Below are 17,567 nucleotides of genomic sequence, written 5' to 3'. Positions count from 1 at the left end.
CTCCGACGCAAGAAATAGCGAAAAGCGCGCCCTTGTGCAAACGCATTCGCAAGCCCGTGCGGGCCGTTTCGTGCTTGAATTGTCCACCCTGAAAATTCGAACGCCCGTCCGGAGGAGGTCGCCATGCGCGTCGGATGCCCCAAGGAGATCAAGAATCACGAGTACCGTGTCGGCCTGACGCCGGGCGCGGTGCGCGAGTACGTCGCGCACGGCCACGAGGTGCTGGTCGAGACCGGGGCCGGCGCCGGCATCGGCGCCGACGACAACGCCTATCGCGCCGCCGGCGCGGCGATCGCGCGCACCGCCGAGGAGGTGTTCGCGCGCGCCGACATGATCGTCAAGGTCAAGGAGCCGCAGGCCGCCGAGTGGGCGCAGCTTCGCGAGGGCCAGATCCTCTACACCTATCTGCACCTGGCGCCCGATCCGGCGCAGGCGCGCGGCCTGATGGAGTCGGGCGTCACCGCCGTCGCCTACGAGACGGTGACCGACGACCGCGGCGGCCTGCCGCTGCTCGCGCCGATGTCGGAGGTGGCCGGCCGGCTGGCGATCCAGGCCGGCGCCACGGCGCTGCAGAAGGCCAATGACGGGCGCGGCGTGCTGCTCGGCGGCGTGCCGGGCGTGCAGCCGGGCAAGGTGGCGATCATCGGCGGCGGCGTCGTCGGCCTCAACGCGGCCAAGATGGCCGTCGGCCTCGGCGCCCAGGTGACGATCATCGACCGGTCGATCCCGCGGCTGCGCCAGCTCGACGACATCTTCGACGGCCGCGTGCACACCCGCTACTCGACGGTCGAGGCGGTCGAGGAGGAGTGCTTCGCAGCCGACATGGTGGTCGGCGCGGTGCTCATCCCCGGCGCGGCGGCGCCCAAGCTGGTCAGCCGCGAGATGCTGTCGGGCATGAAGCCGGGGGCGGTTCTGGTCGACGTGGCGATCGACCAGGGCGGCTGCTTCGAGACCTCGAAGGCGACCACCCACTCCGACCCGACCTATGTCGTCGACGGCATCGTGCACTATTGCGTGGCCAACATGCCCGGCGCGGTGCCGGTGACCTCCGCGCACGCGCTCAACAACGCGACGCTGCATTACGGCCTGCAGCTCGCCGACAAGGGCCTCAAGGCGCTGGTCGACGATCCGCATCTGCGCAACGGGCTCAACGTGCACAAGGGGCGCATCACCAACCGCGCCGTCGCCGAGGCGCTGGGCTACGACATGGCCGAGCCGGCCGCGGCGCTGGCCGCCTGACCTCTTCGCGGCGATCCTCCCCGCCGCTCACTGCCCGCCGGTTCGCCGGCGGGCTTTTTTTTCGCCGGCGACCGCGAAAGACGGCTCAGGCCCAGGGGGCGATCTCGGCCTCCGACCAGGCGACCGGCGCGAAGCCGATCTTCTGGTAGAGCTGCAGGGCGCGCGGGCTGTCGAGCGTGTTGGTCGACACGGTGACGCGCCGCGGATCGTGCGCCCAGGCCGCCAGCACCGCCTCGCTGAGGAAGAAGCGGGCGAGCCCGCGGCCCTGGAAGTCCGGCAGCAGGCCGAAATAGACCAGATCGGCCACCTCTGGCAGGCGCGCCAGGTCGAGCTCGAAGAAGCCGCCCGGCGAGCCGTTGACGTAGAGCACGTCGATCTGCGTGGTGTCGGCGTGGACGATCCGCGCGAGCGCCGCATCGTCGAGGTCGCGCCGCTCCATCCAGTGGTGCGGCCGGCCGATCTCGGCATAGAGGTAGCGGTAGAAGGACAGCGGCATGCCGCTGGCGCGCATGATCGCGAGCCGGTCGCCGACCGGCATCGGCACGCGGCGCGCCGGCGGCTCCGTCATCTCCAGATGGGTGACGCGCGCCGTCAGCATGCGCGGCTTGCGGCCGGCCATCTCAGCCGGTCCCCGTTTCCACCGGCGTGTCGCCGCGCCCGCCCCACTCGCTCCACGAGCCGTCATAGAGGCGATTGTCGGTGTGGCCGAGCGATTCCAGCCCGAGCGTCAGCACGGCCGCGGTGATGCCCGAGCCGCAGCTCGTGACGACCGGGCGGTCGAGATCGATGCCGGCCTTGCGGAAGACCTCCGCCAGATGGTCGAGATCGAGCAACTCGCCGTTGATGGACAGCGCCGACGCCGGCACGTTGCGGGCGCCCGGCATGTGGCCCGCGCGCATGCCGGGCCGCGGCTCGGGATCGGTGCCGGCGAAGCGGCCGGGCGGCCGCGCGTCGGCGACCTGCACGCCGCCCGCCGCGACGAGCGCGCGCATCTCGTCGAACCCGGCGACGCGGGCGGCGTCGAAATCGGACATGAAGGCGCAGCCGGCGATCGGCGTGGGCTCGGCGGTCACCGGCCGGCCTTCCGCCCTCCAGCGGTCGAAACCGCCGTCGAGCACATAGACCTGCTTCGCGCCCATCACGCGGAACAGCCACCACACGCGCGGCGCCGAAAACAGGCCCGGCCCGTCATAGACCACGATGGTGTCGCGGTCCGACACGCCCATCGACCCGGCATAGCGCTCGAAGTCCTCGTGGTGCGGCAGCGCGTGCGGCAGCTCGGAATGCGGATCGACGGCCTGGTCGTGGTCGAAGAAGACGGCGCCGGGAATGTGCGCGGCCTTGTATTCGGCCCAGGCGTCGCGGCGCTCGGCCGGCAGGTACCAGGAGCCGTCGACGATCGACAGGCCGGGCTGGTGCAGCCGGTCCTGCAGCCAGTCGGCGGACACGACGAAGCGGCTCTTGCGGCTCATGCGGCGGCTCTCGGCGCTCGGTTGGCCCGGCAGGATAGCATCGGCGGCGCCTCCCGTCAGGCCGCCGGCGCGGCGCCGAAGCGCAGCCGGAAGCGGCGGTTCTCGCGCCCCTTCTTCTCGATCTTGCCGATGTGCACGGCGCCCACCTCGCCGGTCGAGCGGACATGGGTGCCGCCGCAGGGCTGGCTGTCGACGGCGCCCTGGTCGCCGATGCACACCAGCCGGATGCGGCCGGCGCCGGCCGGCGGACGCACCGTCTTCGACTTGACCAGCGCCGGATTGGCGGCGAGCTCCGCCTCGTCGATCCAGCGCGCGAAGACGGGATGGTCGGCCGCGACGAGGTCCATCAGCCGCTCGCTCACCGCCTCCTTCGTCAGGCCGGCGTCGGGCAGGTCGAAATCGATGCGGCTGTCCTCCTCGCCGACCGCCGCGCCGGTGATCGGGTACGGGCACACGACGGTGAGCAGATGGCAGGCGGTGTGCATGCGCATCAGCCGGTGGCGGCGCTCCCAGTCGATCTCCAGGCCGACGGTCTCGCCGACCTCGGGCAGCGCGGCGCCGGCCGCCGGCACGTGGATGATCTCGTCCTTGGTCTCGCCGGTCACCGTGGCGGCGATGGCGAGCGCCTCGCCGCCGGCGCGCAGCAGACGGCCGGTGTCGCCCGGCTGGCCGCCGGAGGTGGCGTAGAAGATCGTCCGGTCGAGCAGGATGCCGCCGCGCTGGTTGATCGCCACGACCCGCGCCTCGGCGCCGCGCGCATAGGCATCGTCGCGGAAGATCGCCTCCGTCACATGCGCCATCACCCGACGTCCTCGAAGGGCACCGCGATGTCGACCGTGCGCTCCATCCAGGGCGGCACCGGCAGCTCCTTGGAGCGCAGGAACTGCGGGTTGAACAGCTTCGACTGGTAGCGCGTGCCGTAGTCGCACAGGATGGTGACGATGGTGTGCCCCGGGCCGAGCTCGCGGGCCAGACGGATGGCGCCGGCCACGTTGATGCCGGTCGAGCCGCCCATGCACAGCCCCTCCTCCCGCATCAGGTCGAAGACGATCGGCAGCGCCTCCGAATCGGGCACCTGATAGGCGAGGTCGGGCCGGAAATCCTCGAGATTGGCCGTCACGCGGCCCTGGCCGATGCCCTCGGTGATCGAGCCGCCCTCCGACTTCAGCTCGCCGGTGGTGTAGTAGCTGTAGAGCGCGGCGCCGAGCGGATCGGCGATGGCGATCTTGACCTCCGGCTTGCGCGCGCGCAGGCCGGCCGCCACGCCGGCCAGCGTGCCGCCGGTGCCGACGGCGGCGACGAAGCCGTCGACCTTGCCGTCGGTCTGGCGCCAGATCTCCTCGGCCGTGGTGCGGATGTGGCCGTCGCGGTTGGCGACGTTGTCGAACTGGTTGGCCCAGATGGCGCCGGCCGGCTCGCTGGCGGCGAGCTGCTCGGCGAGCCGGCCCGACAGCTTCACGTAGTTGTTGGGATTGCGGTAGGGCACCGCCGGCACCTCGATCAGCTCGGCCCCGAACAGGCGCAGCGTGTCCTTCTTCTCCTGGCTCTGCGTCTCGGGGATCACGATCACCGTGCGGTAGCCGAGCGCGTTGGCGACGACCGTCAGGCCGATGCCGGTGTTGCCGGCCGTGCCCTCGACGATGACGCCGCCGGGCTGCAGCAGGCCGCGCTTCTCGGCGTCGCGGATGATGAACAGGCCGGCGCGGTCCTTCACCGACTGGCCCGGGTTCATGAACTCCGCCTTGCCGAGAATCTCGCAGCCGGTCTCCTCCGAAGCGCGCTTCAGGCGGATGAGCGGCGTGTTGCCGATGACGTCGATGACCGAACGGTCCATGGGTATCCTCGCTGTGCCACGTGCGGCGCGAGCCTAAGAAGGGGGTGCGGGCGTGGCAAGGCGCGATTTCGCGCCGCCGGCCGACGGCGCGGCAATTTTTTTGCGCCGCGGCAGCCGTTTCCCGCGCCGGCCACTGGCTCGCCGGCCGGCGCGTCCTACATGCGATGCGTCGGAACGACGCGCGGCGGCGGCAACGAGGAGGACACCCGCACATGGCACTCTACAGGGCACGCCCGGCCGACGGGACCGCCTGGGTCACCGGCGCCAGCACCGGGCTCGGCCGCACGCTGGCGCTCGACCTGGCACGCGCCGGCTACACGGTGGCGGCGACGGCGCGCAGCGAGGACAAGCTGGCCGACCTGGCGCGCGAGGCCGCCGGCCTGGCCGGCCGCGTGATGCCGTTCGCCTGCGACGTGACCGACCGCGCGGCCATGGCCGACACGCTGGCCGCCATCGAGACGCAGGCCGGCCCGGTGGCGCTCGCCGTCTTCAACGCCGGCACCTTCCAGCCGCTGCGCGGCGAGCGGTTCGAGGTCGAACCCTTCGTCAAGACGATCGAGATCAACGTGTTCGGCGTTGTGCACGGCCTGGCGCCGCTGATCGAGCGCATGCGCGCGCGCGGCCGCGGCCAGATCGCCATCACCGGCTCCGTCACCGCCTATTTCGGCCTACCCTCGGCGGCCGCCTACGGCGCCTCCAAGGCGGCGCTCAACAACATGGCCGAGGCGCTGCGCTTCGACCTGGAGAAGCTCAACATCCGCATCCAGATGATCAATCCAGGCTTCGTCGACACGCCGCTGACGAAGAAGAACCGCTTCGCGATGCCGGCGCTGATGCCGGCCGAGAAGGCAGCCGCGCGCATCGTGCAGGCGCTGCGCACGGGCGGGTTCGAGACCACGTTTCCACGACGATTCACATGGTCGCTCAAGGCCTTGCGGCTGTTTCCGCACGCCGTGGTGCACCCCGTCCTGAACCGCGCGACCGGCTGGCACCGGCGCAATCCGGCGGCGCGCGATTAGAGCCGATCTGCCATTCACGGAACCGCAGACCGGCTGCAGGTCATCGTGTCGACGCGGTTGCCAACGGCGAACCGGTTTCCGCTTCGCCTGGACACGCCATAGCCGCGCTCAGGCCCGGCCGCGCGCCTCGATGCGCGCGCGCAGCCGCGTCTGGGCCGCCCGGTCGAGCGGAAAGCGCCACATCAGCGCGACCGCGACGAGCTTGAGGGCGACCGGCAGCCAGGCATAGGTCGCGGCAAGCGCCAGCAGCGCGCCGGGCGGGTTGTCCGCGCCGGCGCCGGCGGCGAAGCCGGCGAGCCCGATCAGCGGAAAGGCGATGCCGACGCCGAGCGCCAGCGACAGCTTGGTGACCAGGCTCCAGGCGGCGAAGTAGACGCCCGAGCGCTGCTCGCCGGACGCCTCGGTGTCGACGTCGATGACGTCGGCCTGGATCGCCGCCGGCAGCGACAGGTCGAAGCCGAGCGCCAGCCCGGTGAGCACGCACACCGCGGCGAAGGCGGCGAGGCCGCCGGGCGGGATCGCCGGCACCCAGACGAACACCGCGCAGGCGGCGAGCATCGCCAGCGCCCAGGCGCGGTGCTTGCCGAGCCGGCCGGCGGCGGCGAGCGCCAGCGGCACGCCGGCCACGCCGCTCAGAAAATAGAGAAACAGCAGCGGCCCGCGCAGCTCCGGCAGCGCCAGGCGGTCCGACACGAAGTAGAGGAACAGCGTGGCCGGGATGCCGTTGGCCAGCCCGTTGACCAGATAGGCCGCCATCAGCCGCAGGAACGGGCCGTTGCCGCGCATGTGGGCAAGCCCGGCGCGGAAGCCGATTCGGGCGACCGAGTGCTCGCGCGGCTCGGGCACGGCGGCGAGCGTCAGCGCCCCGGCCAGCGGCAGCGCCAGCGCCACGACGAGGCCGAGCAGGCCGAGCCCGTCGCCCGCCCCTTCGGCGCGCTGCAGGCCGACCGAGAAGGGAATGGCGATCGCCGCCAGGCTGCCGACCAGCGTGAAGCCCTCGCGCCAGGCCGCCACGCGGGCCCGCTCACGATAGTCGCCGGCGAGCTCCGCCCCCCAGGCGGCGAACGGCAGCAGCGTCGCCGTGTAGCCGAGCGAAAGGACCGCGCCCCAGAGCGCCAGATAGCCCGCTCCCGCCCCGTCCGGCGGGCGGAACAGCATCCAGGCGGCGAGCGCGGTCAGCGGCAGCGACAGCGCGAAGGCTGTGCGGCGGCGGCCGAAGGCCGGGCGCCAGCGGTCGGCCAGCGCGCCGATCAGCGGATCGTTCAGCGCGTCGAACACCCGCACCGCCAGGAGCGCGGCCCCGACGGCAGCCAGCGGCACGCCCAGCGTCTCGGCATAGAAGGTCGGCACGATGATGTAGAGCGGCAGGGTGAGCGCCGCGAGCGGCAGGGCCGGCGCGGCATAGAGCATCAGGCGGCGCGTCGGCAGTCGCATGGCGGGTACGCTTTTCCTTCCCGTGCCGGGCTCCGGTGCCGGCGGTCCTCGCAGGACGTTACGGTGCGGCGCGCGCGCCGGTTTCAGCGCCGCGCGACGCCGGCCGGCGCGATAGCGGCTGTGCCGGCCGGCCAAAGCTGTTAAGGAATCGCACGGCGCGCGCAAGCGCGCAGACGCCTTTTCGCGCGCGGGGCGCGATCGGGGGATCCATGGGACGTCGCATCCTGCTCGGCTTCATCGCACTTATCGCGCTCGCCACGCTGGTCTTTCTGCTCGGGCCGCGCGTGCCGGCCGACACCACCGTGCGCTTCGATCCGCAGGCGATCGGCGACGATCCCGAGGCCTATCTCGCGCAACGGGAAGCCGCCGTCGACGGCATCCGGCCCGGGCTTCACAAGGAAATCGTCTGGGCCGAACCGGAGCGGCGCGCGCGCACGCCCGTCGCGCTCGTCTACGTGCACGGCTTCTCCGCCTCCAAGGGCGAGCTGCGCCCGCTGCCCGACATGGTGGCGGAGGCGCTCGGCGCCAACCTGTTCTACACCCGGCTTGCCGGGCACGGCCGCGACGGGCCGGCGATGGCCGAGGCGACGGTCAACGCCTGGGTCAACGACCTGGCCGAGGCGATGGCGATCGGCCGGCGCATCGGCGAGCGCGTCGTGGTGATCGCCACCTCGACCGGCGGCTCCCTGGTCACCTGGGCCGCGGCCGACGACGCCGGCCTGATGGCCGACACGCTCGGCCTCGTCCTGGTGTCGCCCAATTTCGGGCCGCGCGCGGCCGGCGCCGGCATCCTGACCCTGCCATGGGGCGGCACCATCGCCGAGCTCGTCTCGGGCCCCGAGCGCGGCTTCGAGCCGATCAACCCGGCGCAGCAGGCGCTGTGGACGACGCGCTATCCGACGCGCGCGCTGCTGCCGATGGCGGCCACCGTCGCGCTGGCGACCGCGGCACCGGTGGAGGACGTGGCGATCCCGGCGCTGTTCGTCTACGCGCCGGACGACCAGGTGGTGCGGCCGGAGCGCACCGCGGCGGTCGCCGCGCGCTGGGGCGGACCGGTCGAGACGGTGATCGTCGAGGATGCCGAGGATCCGACCGACCACGTGCTGGCCGGCGACGCGATGTCGCCGTCGACCACCGCGCGGCTGGCCGAGCGCATCACGGCGTGGATCGGCGGCCTGGCGCGCTGACGGCCGGCCGCGCTCGGCGCTCCGGCGGCGCGTCGCGCGCCAGCAGATAGACGGCAAGCCCGACCACCAGCATGCCGGTGTAGAAGGCGAACAGCGTGCCGTAGGCGGCGGCCGGCTCGCCCGGCACCGCCGCGGCGGTGACCACCGCGCCGGTGGCGAACTGCATCACGCCGACGCCGCCGATCGAGAAGAAGTTCATCAAGGTGACGCCGCGGCCGACCAGATGCGGCGGCAGGAAGGCGCGCGCATGGGCCATCAGCAGGCCATAGCCGGCGCCGGACATGCCGATGACGACGAACAGCACCGTGGCCGGCGCGAAGCCGGCGCGCGGCTCGGCGGCGAGCCAGCCGAGCGCCACGATGGAGACCGTCGTGCCGGCGACCGCGATCCACTTGCGCGTGCGCAGCAGCGTGTCGAGCGGACCGTAGAGGAAGGAGCCGGCGACCATCGCCAGCGCCATGAACAGCGTGACCTGGCCGATGGCCAGCCCGCCGGCGCCGTAGACGTCGGACAGGTAGGGCCCGGCCCACAGGCCGCGGATGCCGGCCGACGGCGCGTAGTGCAGCGCCGTCAGCGGAATGATCGGCCACAGCACCCGCATGCGCAGGAGCTGGGCGATGCCGGCGAGCCCCGGCGCGCCGGCGGCCTCGCCCTCGTCGGCCGGCGGATCGCGCACCAGCGCGCCGACGGCGAGCGCGGTGGCGAGTGTGAACAGCGCCAGCACGAGCATCACCGGGCGCCAGCCGAACGCCTCGGCGGCGGCGGCCAGCGGCGAGGCGCCGATCACGTTGCCGGCCGAGCCGAAGCCGACCAGCCACGAGGTCAGCACGGCGAAGCGGGCGGCCGAATAGGTCTTGGCGAAGATGAACAGCGAGGCCATCAGCACCGGGGCGCAGCCGATGCCGATCAGCCCCATGGCGGCGACGATCATCCACGGCTGGCTGGCGAAGGCGAACAGCAGCGCGCCGCCGCCGGCGCCGGTCGCCAGCAGCAGCGCCGCCGTGCGACGCGGGCCGAAGCGGTCGAGCGACAGGCCGACGGCGAACTGCATCAGCGCGAAGGTGGCAAACCAGGCGCCCGAGGCGAGCGACAGGTCGGCCTTGCTGGCGCCGAGCTCGGCCGTCAGCGCCGGCGTCAGGACGGCCAGGAAGGTCCGGTAGAACTGCGACAGCACATAGGCGATGGCGAGCGCGGCTAGTCCGGCCATGGGTCCCTCGGCTCAGTGTCGGGACTGGCAGTTAGCCGTGCCCGCCTGCGAAAGGCAATTGGGCCAGCAGCGCCGCCGCACAGCGTCAGATCAGCAGTCCGGCCAGCGTCTCGTTGTCGGTGATGTCCTGGTAGGCCCAGCCCGCCTTCTCGAAGCGCGCGGTCAGCCGCTTGAAGTTGGCGCGGTCCTTGGTCTCGATGCCGATCAGCACCGAACCGAAATTGCGCGCCGACTTCTTGAGGTACTCGAAGCGGGCGATGTCGTCGTCGGGACCGAGCAGGTCGAGAAAGTCGCGCAGCGCGCCGGGCCGCTGCGGAAAGCGGAAGACGAAGTACTTCTTCAGGCCCTCGAAGCGCAGCGCCCGCTCCTTGACCTCCGGCAGCCGCTCGAAGTCGAAATTGCCGCCCGACACGACGGCCAGCACGGTGCGGCCCTTCAGCTCGCGGGCGGGAAGATCCTTCAGCGCGTCGATGGCGAGCGCGCCGGCCGGCTCCAGCACCACGCCCTCGATGTTGAGCATCTCGATGATCGTCGCGCACAGCCGGTTTTCCGGGATGCGGCGCACCGTCTCCGGCGCGAAGCCCTTGAGCGCGCGCATCGGTTCGGCGCCGATGCGCGCGACCGCCGCCCCGTCGACGAAGTTGTCGACCGAAGGCAGCTCGATGCGGCGGCCCGCCGTAAGGCTCTCGGCCAGGCTGGGCGCGCCGGCCGGCTCGGCGAAGACGAAGCGCGGCGCCAGGCCGGCCTCGCCGAGATAGCGCGTCACGCCGGCCGCCAGGCCGCCGCCGCCGACCGGCAGGATGACGATGTCGGGCGCGCGGCCGCCGGCCGCCTGGCGCATGATCTCCTCGGCCACCGTCGCCTGGCCCTCGACGATGTCGCGATGGTCGAAGGGCGGCACCATCTCGGCGCCGGTCTCCGCGGCAAAGGCCAGCGCGGCGCGGTTGGTGGCGTCGAAATAGTCTCCGACCAGGCGGATCTCGACGAACGCGCCGCCGAACAGCCGGGTCTTGTCGATCTTCTGCTGCGGCGTGGTGACCGGCATGAAGACGACGCCCGGCCGGCCGACATGGCGGCACACGAAGGCGAAGCCCTGGGCATGGTTGCCGGCAGAGGCGCACACGAAACGCGCCGGCGCGTCGGCGCGCGCCAGCCGCTTGCGGATGAAGTTGAGCGCGCCGCGGATCTTGTAGGAGCGCACCGGCGATAGGTCCTCGCGCTTGAGCAGCACGCGCGCGCCGGTCTTCTTCGACAGGTAGTCGTTTTCCTGCAGCGGCGTCTCGGCGAACACGGCGCGCATGGCGCCGGCGGCCTCGCGCACCGCCTCGGCGAATGCCGTCATGGCTGTCTCCCCGGGCCTTGCGGCCCGCGCCTCGTCGCCGGCGGCTATTGCATAAATGGACGCGTGACGCCACTGTCGGCCCGCGGCGCGGCGGAATCGCCGGTGCGCAGGCCGCCCCGAGCAACCAGTCCGAGACCCGTCCGTGCAGTATTCCGCCGTTCGCGCAGCGATCCACATTGCCGCGGTGTGCGCGATCTACCTGGCCATCGGCATGCTGATTCCGGCGGCGGTCGATCTCTACTACGGCAACGACGACTGGAAGGTCTTCGCCTTCTCCGCCTTCTTCACCGGCGGCTTCGCGCTCGCCGTGACGCTGGCCACGCGCGGCAACCAGCCGGCCGACATCTCCTCGCGCTTCGGCTTCCTGGTGGTCAACCTGCTGTGGCTGACCACCTGCATCGCCGGCGCGGTGCCGCTGATCGCCTCGTCGCTCGAGCTCAGCCTGGCCGATGCGGTGTTCGAGGCGGTGTCGGGCGTGACGGCGACCGGCGCCACCGTCGTCACCGGCCTCGACGGCCTGCCGCCCGGCCTGCTGCTGTGGCGCTCGATCCTGCAGTGGATCGGCGGGCTCGGCGTCATCGCGCTCGGCCTGTTCGTGCTGCCGTTCCTCAACGTCGGCGGCGTGTCCTACTTCAAGATCGAATCCTCCGACATCGAGGACCGCCCGTTCGAGCGCTTCTCGACCTTCGCCATGTCGCTGGTCAGCATCTACGCGGCGCTGACGCTGGCCTGCGCCATTTCCTACGCGGCCGCCGGCATGACGCCGTTCGACGCGCTCAATCACGCGCTGACGACCATCGCCACGGCCGGCTTTTCCACGCACGACGCCTCGCTCGGCTACTACGCCGACAACTGGGCCGTGCTCTGGGTGGGCACGGTCTTCATGTTCGCCGGCGCCCTGCCCTTCTCCATCCTGGTGCTGTTCGCCGTGCGCGGCCGCTTCGACGCGCTGCGCGATCCGCAGATCCGCGTCTTCGCCGGCTATGTCGTCGTCTTCGTGCTGGCGGTGGCGGTCTACATGCACCTCCATACGGGGCTGCCCTTCGCCGAGACGCTGACCCACTCGGCCTTCAACTTCGTGTCGATCATCACGACGACCGGCTATGCCAGCGACGACTACTCGGCCTGGGGCCCGTTCGCCGTGGCGGCCGCCTTCGTCGCGATGTTCCTCGGCGGCTGCTCCGGCTCGACGACCGGCGGCATCAAGGCCTACCGCTTCCTCATCCTGTTCGAGCTCCTGGCCAACGGCCTGCGGCGCTTCGTGTTTCCGAGCACCGTGCAGACGGTGCGCTACGGCGACCGGCCGGTCGACGACGACCTGCAGCGCGCGGTGGTGCTGTTCATGTCGGCCTTTCTGGTCATCTGGGCGCTGCTCATCCTGATGCTGGCGGCGACAGGGCTCGACCTCGTCACCGCGGTCTCCGGCGCGCTGTCGGCGCTGACCAATGTCGGCCCCGGCCTCGGCCCGGTGATCGGGCCGGCCGGCAGCTTCGCGCCGCTGCCCGAGACGGCCAAGTGGATCCTGTCGGTCGCCATGCTGATGGGCCGGCTCGAGCTGCTCGCCGTGCTCGTGATCTTCACGCCGGTGTTCTGGAGCCGCTAGAGCCGCGGCCCGGCGGGCGCTGAACAAGGCGTGACTGGACCGCCGGCACCGCGGGCGCTAAGTCGTCGGATACCGCCGACCGGAGGAGATGCGGCCGCCGATGTCTTCAGTTCCCGTGTTCCTGCGCGTGTGCGCGATCGTTGCGCTCGCGGTGTCGGCCGGCGGTTGCGCCGGGCGGCAGTCGCACGAGCTGACCAACGTGGCCTTCGCCGCCGAGGCTCAGGTGGCGGCCGAGCATCGCATCTTCGTGGCCACCACGCGCGAACCGGCCGACGACCCGGGCGAGGTGTTCGGCCGCGACCGGGCCGAGACGGTAACCTTCGCGCGCGTCGACGTCAGCGTGCCGCCGGTGCACGAGACCGGCAAGATCGAGAGCCCGCCCGGCCGCGCGCCGCGCGACCCGGCCAAGCACTTCGCCGCGCGCGAGATCGGCGTCTATCCCGACACCGGCAGCTTCTCCTCCGGCCTGTCGCAGGCCCTGGCGGCGGCCGACGGCCGGGCGATGGTGTTCGTGCACGGCTACAACACGTTGTTCGACGAGGCGGTCTACCGCGCCACGCAGATCGTGCACGACGCCAGCTACAAGGGCGTGCCGGTGCTGTTTTCCTGGGCCTCGGCGGGCCGCGTCGTCGACTACATCTACGACAGCAACTCCGCCACGATCGGCCGCGACGGGCTGGAGCGCACGCTGCGGCTCCTGGCGTCGAGCGGCGCCACGCGCATCGACATCGTCGCCCACTCGATGGGCAACTGGGTGGCGATGGAGGCGCTGCGCCAGCTCGCCATCACCGGCGACCGCGACATCGGCGGCCGGCTCGGCGACGTGGTGCTCGCCTCGCCCGACATCGACATCGACGTGTTCGCCAGCCAGCTTCAGCGCATCGGCCGGCCGGACCGCGCCTTCTTCGTGCTGCATTCGGGTGACGACCGGGCGCTGCAGGTCTCCTCGCTGATCGCCGGCAACCGGCCGCGCGTCGGCTACGGCCGCGACGTCGACCGGCTGGCCGCGCTCGGCGTCATCGTCGTCGACGTCACCAACCTGGCCGCCGGCGACGGCCTCAACCACACCAAGTTCGCCGACAACCCGCTGCTGGTACGGCTGCTCGGCGAGCGGCTGAGGGAAGACGACGCGCTCGGCAACAACGAGCGCGACGTCGCCGACCGCATCACGCGGCTGGCCGGCGGGCTCGGCCAGACGGTCGGCTCGGCGGCCGAGATCATCATCACCACGCCGGCCGAGGTGCTGTCGGTGGTCACCCAGCAGTAGAGAAGGGCGGCGCGGGCGGTGCCGCCCGGCCTGGCGCACCGGCGGCCGGCCGGCGGGCAGGACCGACGCCGGGCGCCCCCGTCCGGCCTCACACGAACAGGTCGACGGTCTCGAACCGGGTGACGTCGACGAGACCGACGTCGGAAATGCGCAGCTCGGGGATCACCACAAGCGCCAGCAGCGAGTGCTGCATGTAGGCGTTGTTGAGGCTGCAGCCCATGTCGCGCATCGCCGCCGACAGCTTCGCCGCCTTGTCGGCGACGACCTCGGCGCGCGCGTCCGACATCAGCCCGGCGATCGGCAGCTCGACGAGCGCCAGCTCGCGCCCCCGCGAGACCATCACCACGCCGCCGCCGATCTCGCCCAGCCGGTTGGCGGCCTGCGCCATGTCGGCCTTGTCGGTGCCGACGACGATCATGTGGTGCGAATCGTGCGCCACCGTCGAGGCCATGGCGCAGTCCTGCGTGTAGCCGAAGCCCGAGACGAAGCCGTTGGTCACCGTGCCGGTGCCGCGGTGCCGCTCGACCAGCGCGATCTGGCACACGTCGTTGCGCCGGTCCATCCGCACCACGCCGTCCTCGACGGCGAGCTCGGCCTGCAGGGCGCGCGTCGGCGCCTGGTTCTCGATGACGCCGATCACCCGCGCCGTCACCTCGGCCGCCCCCGGCGGCGCGGGAATGTCGAAGTCGGCGGCGGCGAGCCGGCGGCCGAGCCGCACCGTGCGCTTGGCGCTCGCCGGATAGTCGTAGGCGGGAATGTCGGCCTCCAGCCGGCCGCCGCGCGCCAGCCGGACGCCGCGGCCATAGACCTCGTCGATGACCAGGCCGGGCAGGTCCGACACGACCAGGAAGTCGGCCAGCCGGCCCGGCGTTATGGAGCCGAGCTCGCGCTCCAGGCCGAAATGCTGCGCGGTGTTGAGCGTCGCCATCTGGATCGCGGTCACCGGGTTCAGGCCCTGGGCGATGGCGTGGCGCACCACGCGGTCCATGTGGCCCTCGGCGACCAGCGTGCCGGAATGGCTGTCGTCGGTGCACAGGATGAAGCCGCGCGGGTCGAGGCGCTGCTCGGTCACCGCCTTGATCTGGCTCGCCACGTCGTACCAGGCCGAGCCGAGCCGCAGCATGGCGCGCATGCCCTGGCGCACGCGCGCCACCGCATCCTCCACGCGGGTGCCCTCGTGGTCGTCCTGCGGCCCGCCGGCCACATAGCCGTGGAAGGCGAGGCCGAGATCGGGCGAGGCGTAGTGGCCGCCGACGGTGCGGCCGGCCTTCACCGTGGCGGCGATCTCGCCGGCCATGACGGGATCGTTGGCCGCCACGCCGGGGAAGTTCATCACCTCGCCGAGGCCGATGATGTTGTCCCAGGTCATCGCCTCGGCGACCTCGGCCGCGCCGAGGCTGGCGCCGGCATTCTCCAGCCCCGGCGCCGATGGCACGCAGCTCGGCATCTGCACGAACACGTTGACCGGCATGGCGAGCGCCTCGTCGTGCATCAGCCGCACGCCGTCGAGGCCGAGCACGTTGGCGATCTCGTGCGGGTCGACGAACATCGCGGTGGTGCCGTGCGGGATGACGGCGCGGCAGAACTCGGTCACCGTCACCATGCCGCTTTCGACGTGCATGTGCGCGTCGCACAGGCCGGGCACCAGATAGCGGCCGGCGGCGTCGACGACGCGCGTGCCCTTGCCGATCGCGTGGCCGGCGTCGGGGCCGCAATAGGCGAAGCGGCCGGCGGCGACGGCGACGTCGGTGCCGGCGATCACCTCGCCGGAATGCACGTTCACCCAGCGCCCGTTGCGCACCACCAGGTCGGCCGGCCGCCGCCCGGTGGCCACGTCGACGAGCTGCTGCGCCACCGCGTGCCACGGGGCGGGTCGGGCGGACGTCTTGCGGGATGCGGGCATGGCGGGCGGTCTCCTCCTGGATGTTGCCGCACTGTGCCAAGCTTGCCGCGCATTATCCAGCCGGCGGCACCGCCGCGATCACGCATGCCGGGGACGAAACTGCTTCGCCCGATCGGCGGCAAGCGCCGCGCCGGCGGCCCGCTGGTGCGGACGACGGGGATCGAACCCGTACGGGCAAGGCCCGAGGGATTTTAAGTCCCTTGCGTCTACCAGTTCCGCCACGTCCGCTGGCCGGCGGGCCACGCGGCCATCCATACAGGCCGCGGCGCGGCGATCAAGCGGCGAAGGCGCGCGCGGCGGTGCGCCGGATCATCGCCGCGACGCGCTCGGGCACGGCGAATTGCGGCATGTGACCGACGCCCGCGACGATCTCCAGGTCGATGCCGGCGACCGCGCCTTCCATGCCGCGGCCGTGGCGCGCGACGTCGAGCACCCGGTCGGCGTCGCCGAACAGCAGCGCCACCGGCAGGTCGAGCGCGCCGTAGCGCTCGGGCAGATGCCGCATGTCGCCGTCGATCGCCATCAGGTCGGTCGACGTGGCGTAGATGTGGCTCGGGCGCAGCGCCGTGATGGCGCCGCCGGCGATGGCGTAGTCCGGCGGCGGCTCCTGCGGCCCGAAGATGAAGGCCAGCGTGCGCTCGCCGAAGCGCACGGCATTGGGCACCGCCACCGTGTTCGCCACGATGCGGCGCAGCGTCGGCGAGGGAATGGCGAGCGGCGCGAACTCCGGCGGCAGCGCGGTGTTGCGCCGGGTGAGCGGCGACAACAGCACCAGCCCGGCGACGCGCGCCGGGTGGTCGAGCGCCAGCGCCAGCGCGATGGCGCCGCCGAGCGAATGGCCGACGACCAGCGGCCGGTCGATGCCGAGCGCGTCGAGGAAGCGGACGATGAAGGCGGCCTGCTCGCACGGCGTCGCCGGCCCGTCGCCGGGCCGCGTCGAATAGCCCGAGCCCGGCCGGTCGAGCGCGATCAGCCGGAAATCGCCCTTCAGCCGATCGAACAGCGGCACCGAGAAGTGGAACTGCGAGGCGCCGAGCCCGTGAACGAACAGGATCGGCGGCCCGTCGCCGGCCTCGACATAGTGGATGCGGTTGCCGTCGATCTCGACGAAGCGGCCGGGCGGCGGCACCAGCGTCTCGGCCTCGCGCGCGATGCGCCGCGTGCGGCGCGCCTGATAGGCGAGATAGCCGGCCGCCGCGGCGACGACGACAGCCACGACGATGACCGCGATTCCCAGTGCCGACATGAACGCTCCCCGGTGAGACCGCGCGCCACTCTATCCGCCGGGCGGCGCGAGGCAACCCGCCGGCCGCGGGGCGCGGGGCGAAAAAGGAAGGCGGCCGCGGCGGCCGCCCTCCCCGGAGTGTCGTGCCGCCGTGCGGCCGCTCAGCCGTGCAGCCGGCGGGTCACCTCGGCGACGCGCCGGCCCTGGAACCGGGCGCCCTCGAGCTCCTGTTCGGAGGGCATGCGCGAGCCATCGGAGTTGGCCGTCGTCGTCATGCCGTAGGGCGAGCCGCCGCGCACCGTGTCGTTGCCGGTCTGGCCCTGATAGGCGTAGGACAGCGGCACGATCAGCATGCCGTGGTGCTGCAGCGCCATCTGCGTCGAGGCGATGGCCAGCTCGGCGCCGCCATGCTGGGTGGCGGTCGACGACATGACGCTGGCCACCTTGTCGATCAGCTTGCCCTCGGCCCACAGCGGCCCCGTCTGGTCGAGGAAGTTCTTGAGCTGCGCGGCCATCATGCCGTAGCGCGTCGAGACGCCGAAGATGATGCCGTCATAGTCGGCCAGTTCGAGCGGCGCGGCCACCGGCGCCTCCTGGTCGAGCTTGTAGTGGGCCGCCCTGGCGACGTCCTCGGGCACCAGCTCCGGCACGCGCTTGACGGTGACGTCGGCGCCGGCCTCGCGCGCGCCCTCGGCCGCGGCCTGCGCCATCGCCTCCATGTGCCCCCAGCTCGAATAGTAGAGAACCAGTATCTTGGTCATCGATCTCTCCTTGTGATGCGATCGGGCGGCACGCCCTCGCGGCGGCCGCCCGGTCCGCCTGATCTAGGCGTCGG

At 72.2% G+C, this 17,567-nt stretch carries 15 protein-coding genes and 1 tRNA gene; 5 read left to right on the top strand and 11 right to left on the bottom strand.

Annotated features, from left to right (window positions below; translation table 11 throughout):
• Window positions 1–123 precede the first annotated feature (123 nt).
• The gene (ald, locus tag N1F89_RS07140) at window positions 124–1,239 is read left to right on the top strand and encodes an alanine dehydrogenase (protein ID WP_290082881.1); all 1,116 of its coding nucleotides are present in this window, start codon (window positions 124–126) and stop codon (window positions 1,237–1,239) included.
• 85 nt (window positions 1,240–1,324) lie between these two features.
• Here ald and N1F89_RS07135 read toward each other — a convergent pair whose 3' ends face one another.
• Genes N1F89_RS07135 through N1F89_RS07120 form a run of 4 tightly spaced genes read right to left on the bottom strand, consistent with a single transcriptional unit; the run spans window position 1,325 to window position 4,545 of the window.
• On the bottom strand, window positions 1,325–1,858 hold the full coding sequence (locus tag N1F89_RS07135; RefSeq protein WP_290082879.1) for a GNAT family N-acetyltransferase: 534 nt from the start codon (window positions 1,856–1,858) through the stop codon (window positions 1,325–1,327).
• Between the two features lies 1 nt (window position 1,859).
• Window positions 1,860–2,711 (bottom strand): 3-mercaptopyruvate sulfurtransferase, encoded by an 852-nt coding sequence (gene sseA, locus N1F89_RS07130; protein WP_290082877.1) that lies wholly within the window; start codon window positions 2,709–2,711, stop codon window positions 1,860–1,862.
• A gap of 56 nt (window positions 2,712–2,767) precedes the next feature.
• Window positions 2,768–3,511, bottom strand: coding sequence for an alanyl-tRNA editing protein (locus N1F89_RS07125; protein ID WP_290082875.1), 744 nt, complete (start codon window positions 3,509–3,511; stop codon window positions 2,768–2,770).
• On the bottom strand, window positions 3,511–4,545 hold the full coding sequence (locus N1F89_RS07120; protein WP_290082873.1) for a cysteine synthase A: 1,035 nt from the start codon (window positions 4,543–4,545) through the stop codon (window positions 3,511–3,513). Before N1F89_RS07120 ends, N1F89_RS07125 begins: the two co-directional genes overlap by 1 nt.
• Before the next feature lie 212 nt (window positions 4,546–4,757).
• Between N1F89_RS07120 and N1F89_RS07115 the strand changes: the two genes are divergently transcribed.
• Window positions 4,758–5,564, top strand: coding sequence for an SDR family NAD(P)-dependent oxidoreductase (locus N1F89_RS07115; protein ID WP_290082871.1), 807 nt, complete (start codon window positions 4,758–4,760; stop codon window positions 5,562–5,564).
• Window positions 5,565–5,672: 108 nt separating this feature from the next.
• Here the strand turns inward: N1F89_RS07115 and N1F89_RS07110 are convergent, their stop codons facing one another.
• Entirely contained in the window at window positions 5,673–6,998 is a 1,326-nt protein-coding gene (locus N1F89_RS07110) for an MFS transporter (protein ID WP_290082870.1), read from the bottom strand.
• Window positions 6,999–7,207: 209 nt separating this feature from the next.
• On the opposite strand from N1F89_RS07110, the gene N1F89_RS07105 reads away from it, so the two are divergent.
• The gene (locus N1F89_RS07105) at window positions 7,208–8,185 is read left to right on the top strand and encodes an alpha/beta hydrolase (protein ID WP_290082868.1); all 978 of its coding nucleotides are present in this window, start codon (window positions 7,208–7,210) and stop codon (window positions 8,183–8,185) included.
• Here N1F89_RS07105 and N1F89_RS07100 read toward each other — a convergent pair.
• Both N1F89_RS07100 and ilvA read right to left on the bottom strand, forming a co-directional pair.
• Entirely contained in the window at window positions 8,154–9,392 is a 1,239-nt protein-coding gene (locus tag N1F89_RS07100) for an MFS transporter (protein ID WP_290082866.1), read from the bottom strand. The genes N1F89_RS07105 and N1F89_RS07100 overlap by 32 nt on opposite strands.
• Before the next feature lie 85 nt (window positions 9,393–9,477).
• Complete coding sequence (gene ilvA, locus N1F89_RS07095) at window positions 9,478–10,734, bottom strand: threonine ammonia-lyase IlvA (protein ID WP_290082864.1); 1,257 nt, start codon at window positions 10,732–10,734, stop codon at window positions 9,478–9,480.
• Window positions 10,735–10,876: 142 nt separating this feature from the next.
• Between ilvA and N1F89_RS07090 the strand changes: the two genes are divergently transcribed.
• Entirely contained in the window at window positions 10,877–12,337 is a 1,461-nt protein-coding gene (locus N1F89_RS07090) for a TrkH family potassium uptake protein (protein WP_290082862.1), read from the top strand.
• A 100-nt stretch (window positions 12,338–12,437) separates the two neighbouring features.
• The gene (locus N1F89_RS07085) at window positions 12,438–13,604 is read left to right on the top strand and encodes an alpha/beta hydrolase (protein ID WP_290082860.1); all 1,167 of its coding nucleotides are present in this window, start codon (window positions 12,438–12,440) and stop codon (window positions 13,602–13,604) included.
• Between the two features lie 88 nt (window positions 13,605–13,692).
• On the opposite strand, the gene ade is transcribed toward N1F89_RS07085, so the two are convergent.
• The 4 genes from ade to wrbA form a co-directional block, all read right to left on the bottom strand.
• Window positions 13,693–15,507, bottom strand: coding sequence for an adenine deaminase (gene ade / locus N1F89_RS07080; RefSeq protein ID WP_290082859.1), 1,815 nt, complete (start codon window positions 15,505–15,507; stop codon window positions 13,693–13,695).
• Window positions 15,508–15,649: 142 nt separating this feature from the next.
• Window positions 15,650–15,735: transfer RNA gene (locus N1F89_RS07075), tRNA-Leu, on the bottom strand.
• A gap of 46 nt (window positions 15,736–15,781) precedes the next feature.
• Window positions 15,782–16,753: an alpha/beta fold hydrolase gene (locus N1F89_RS07070; protein WP_290082857.1), complete on the bottom strand. Its 972-nt coding sequence runs from the start codon at window positions 16,751–16,753 to the stop codon at window positions 15,782–15,784.
• Between the two features lie 140 nt (window positions 16,754–16,893).
• Window positions 16,894–17,493 (bottom strand): NAD(P)H:quinone oxidoreductase, encoded by a 600-nt coding sequence (wrbA, locus tag N1F89_RS07065; protein WP_290082856.1) that lies wholly within the window; start codon window positions 17,491–17,493, stop codon window positions 16,894–16,896.
• Window positions 17,494–17,567 lie beyond the last annotated feature (74 nt).

It is taken from the genome of Aquibium sp. A9E412 (assembly GCF_030398335.1).
GTDB lineage: Bacteria > Pseudomonadota > Alphaproteobacteria > Rhizobiales > Rhizobiaceae > A9E412.
The sequence above is the reverse complement of the archived record's forward strand: the minus strand, read 5'-3'. Positions and strand labels throughout refer to the sequence as shown.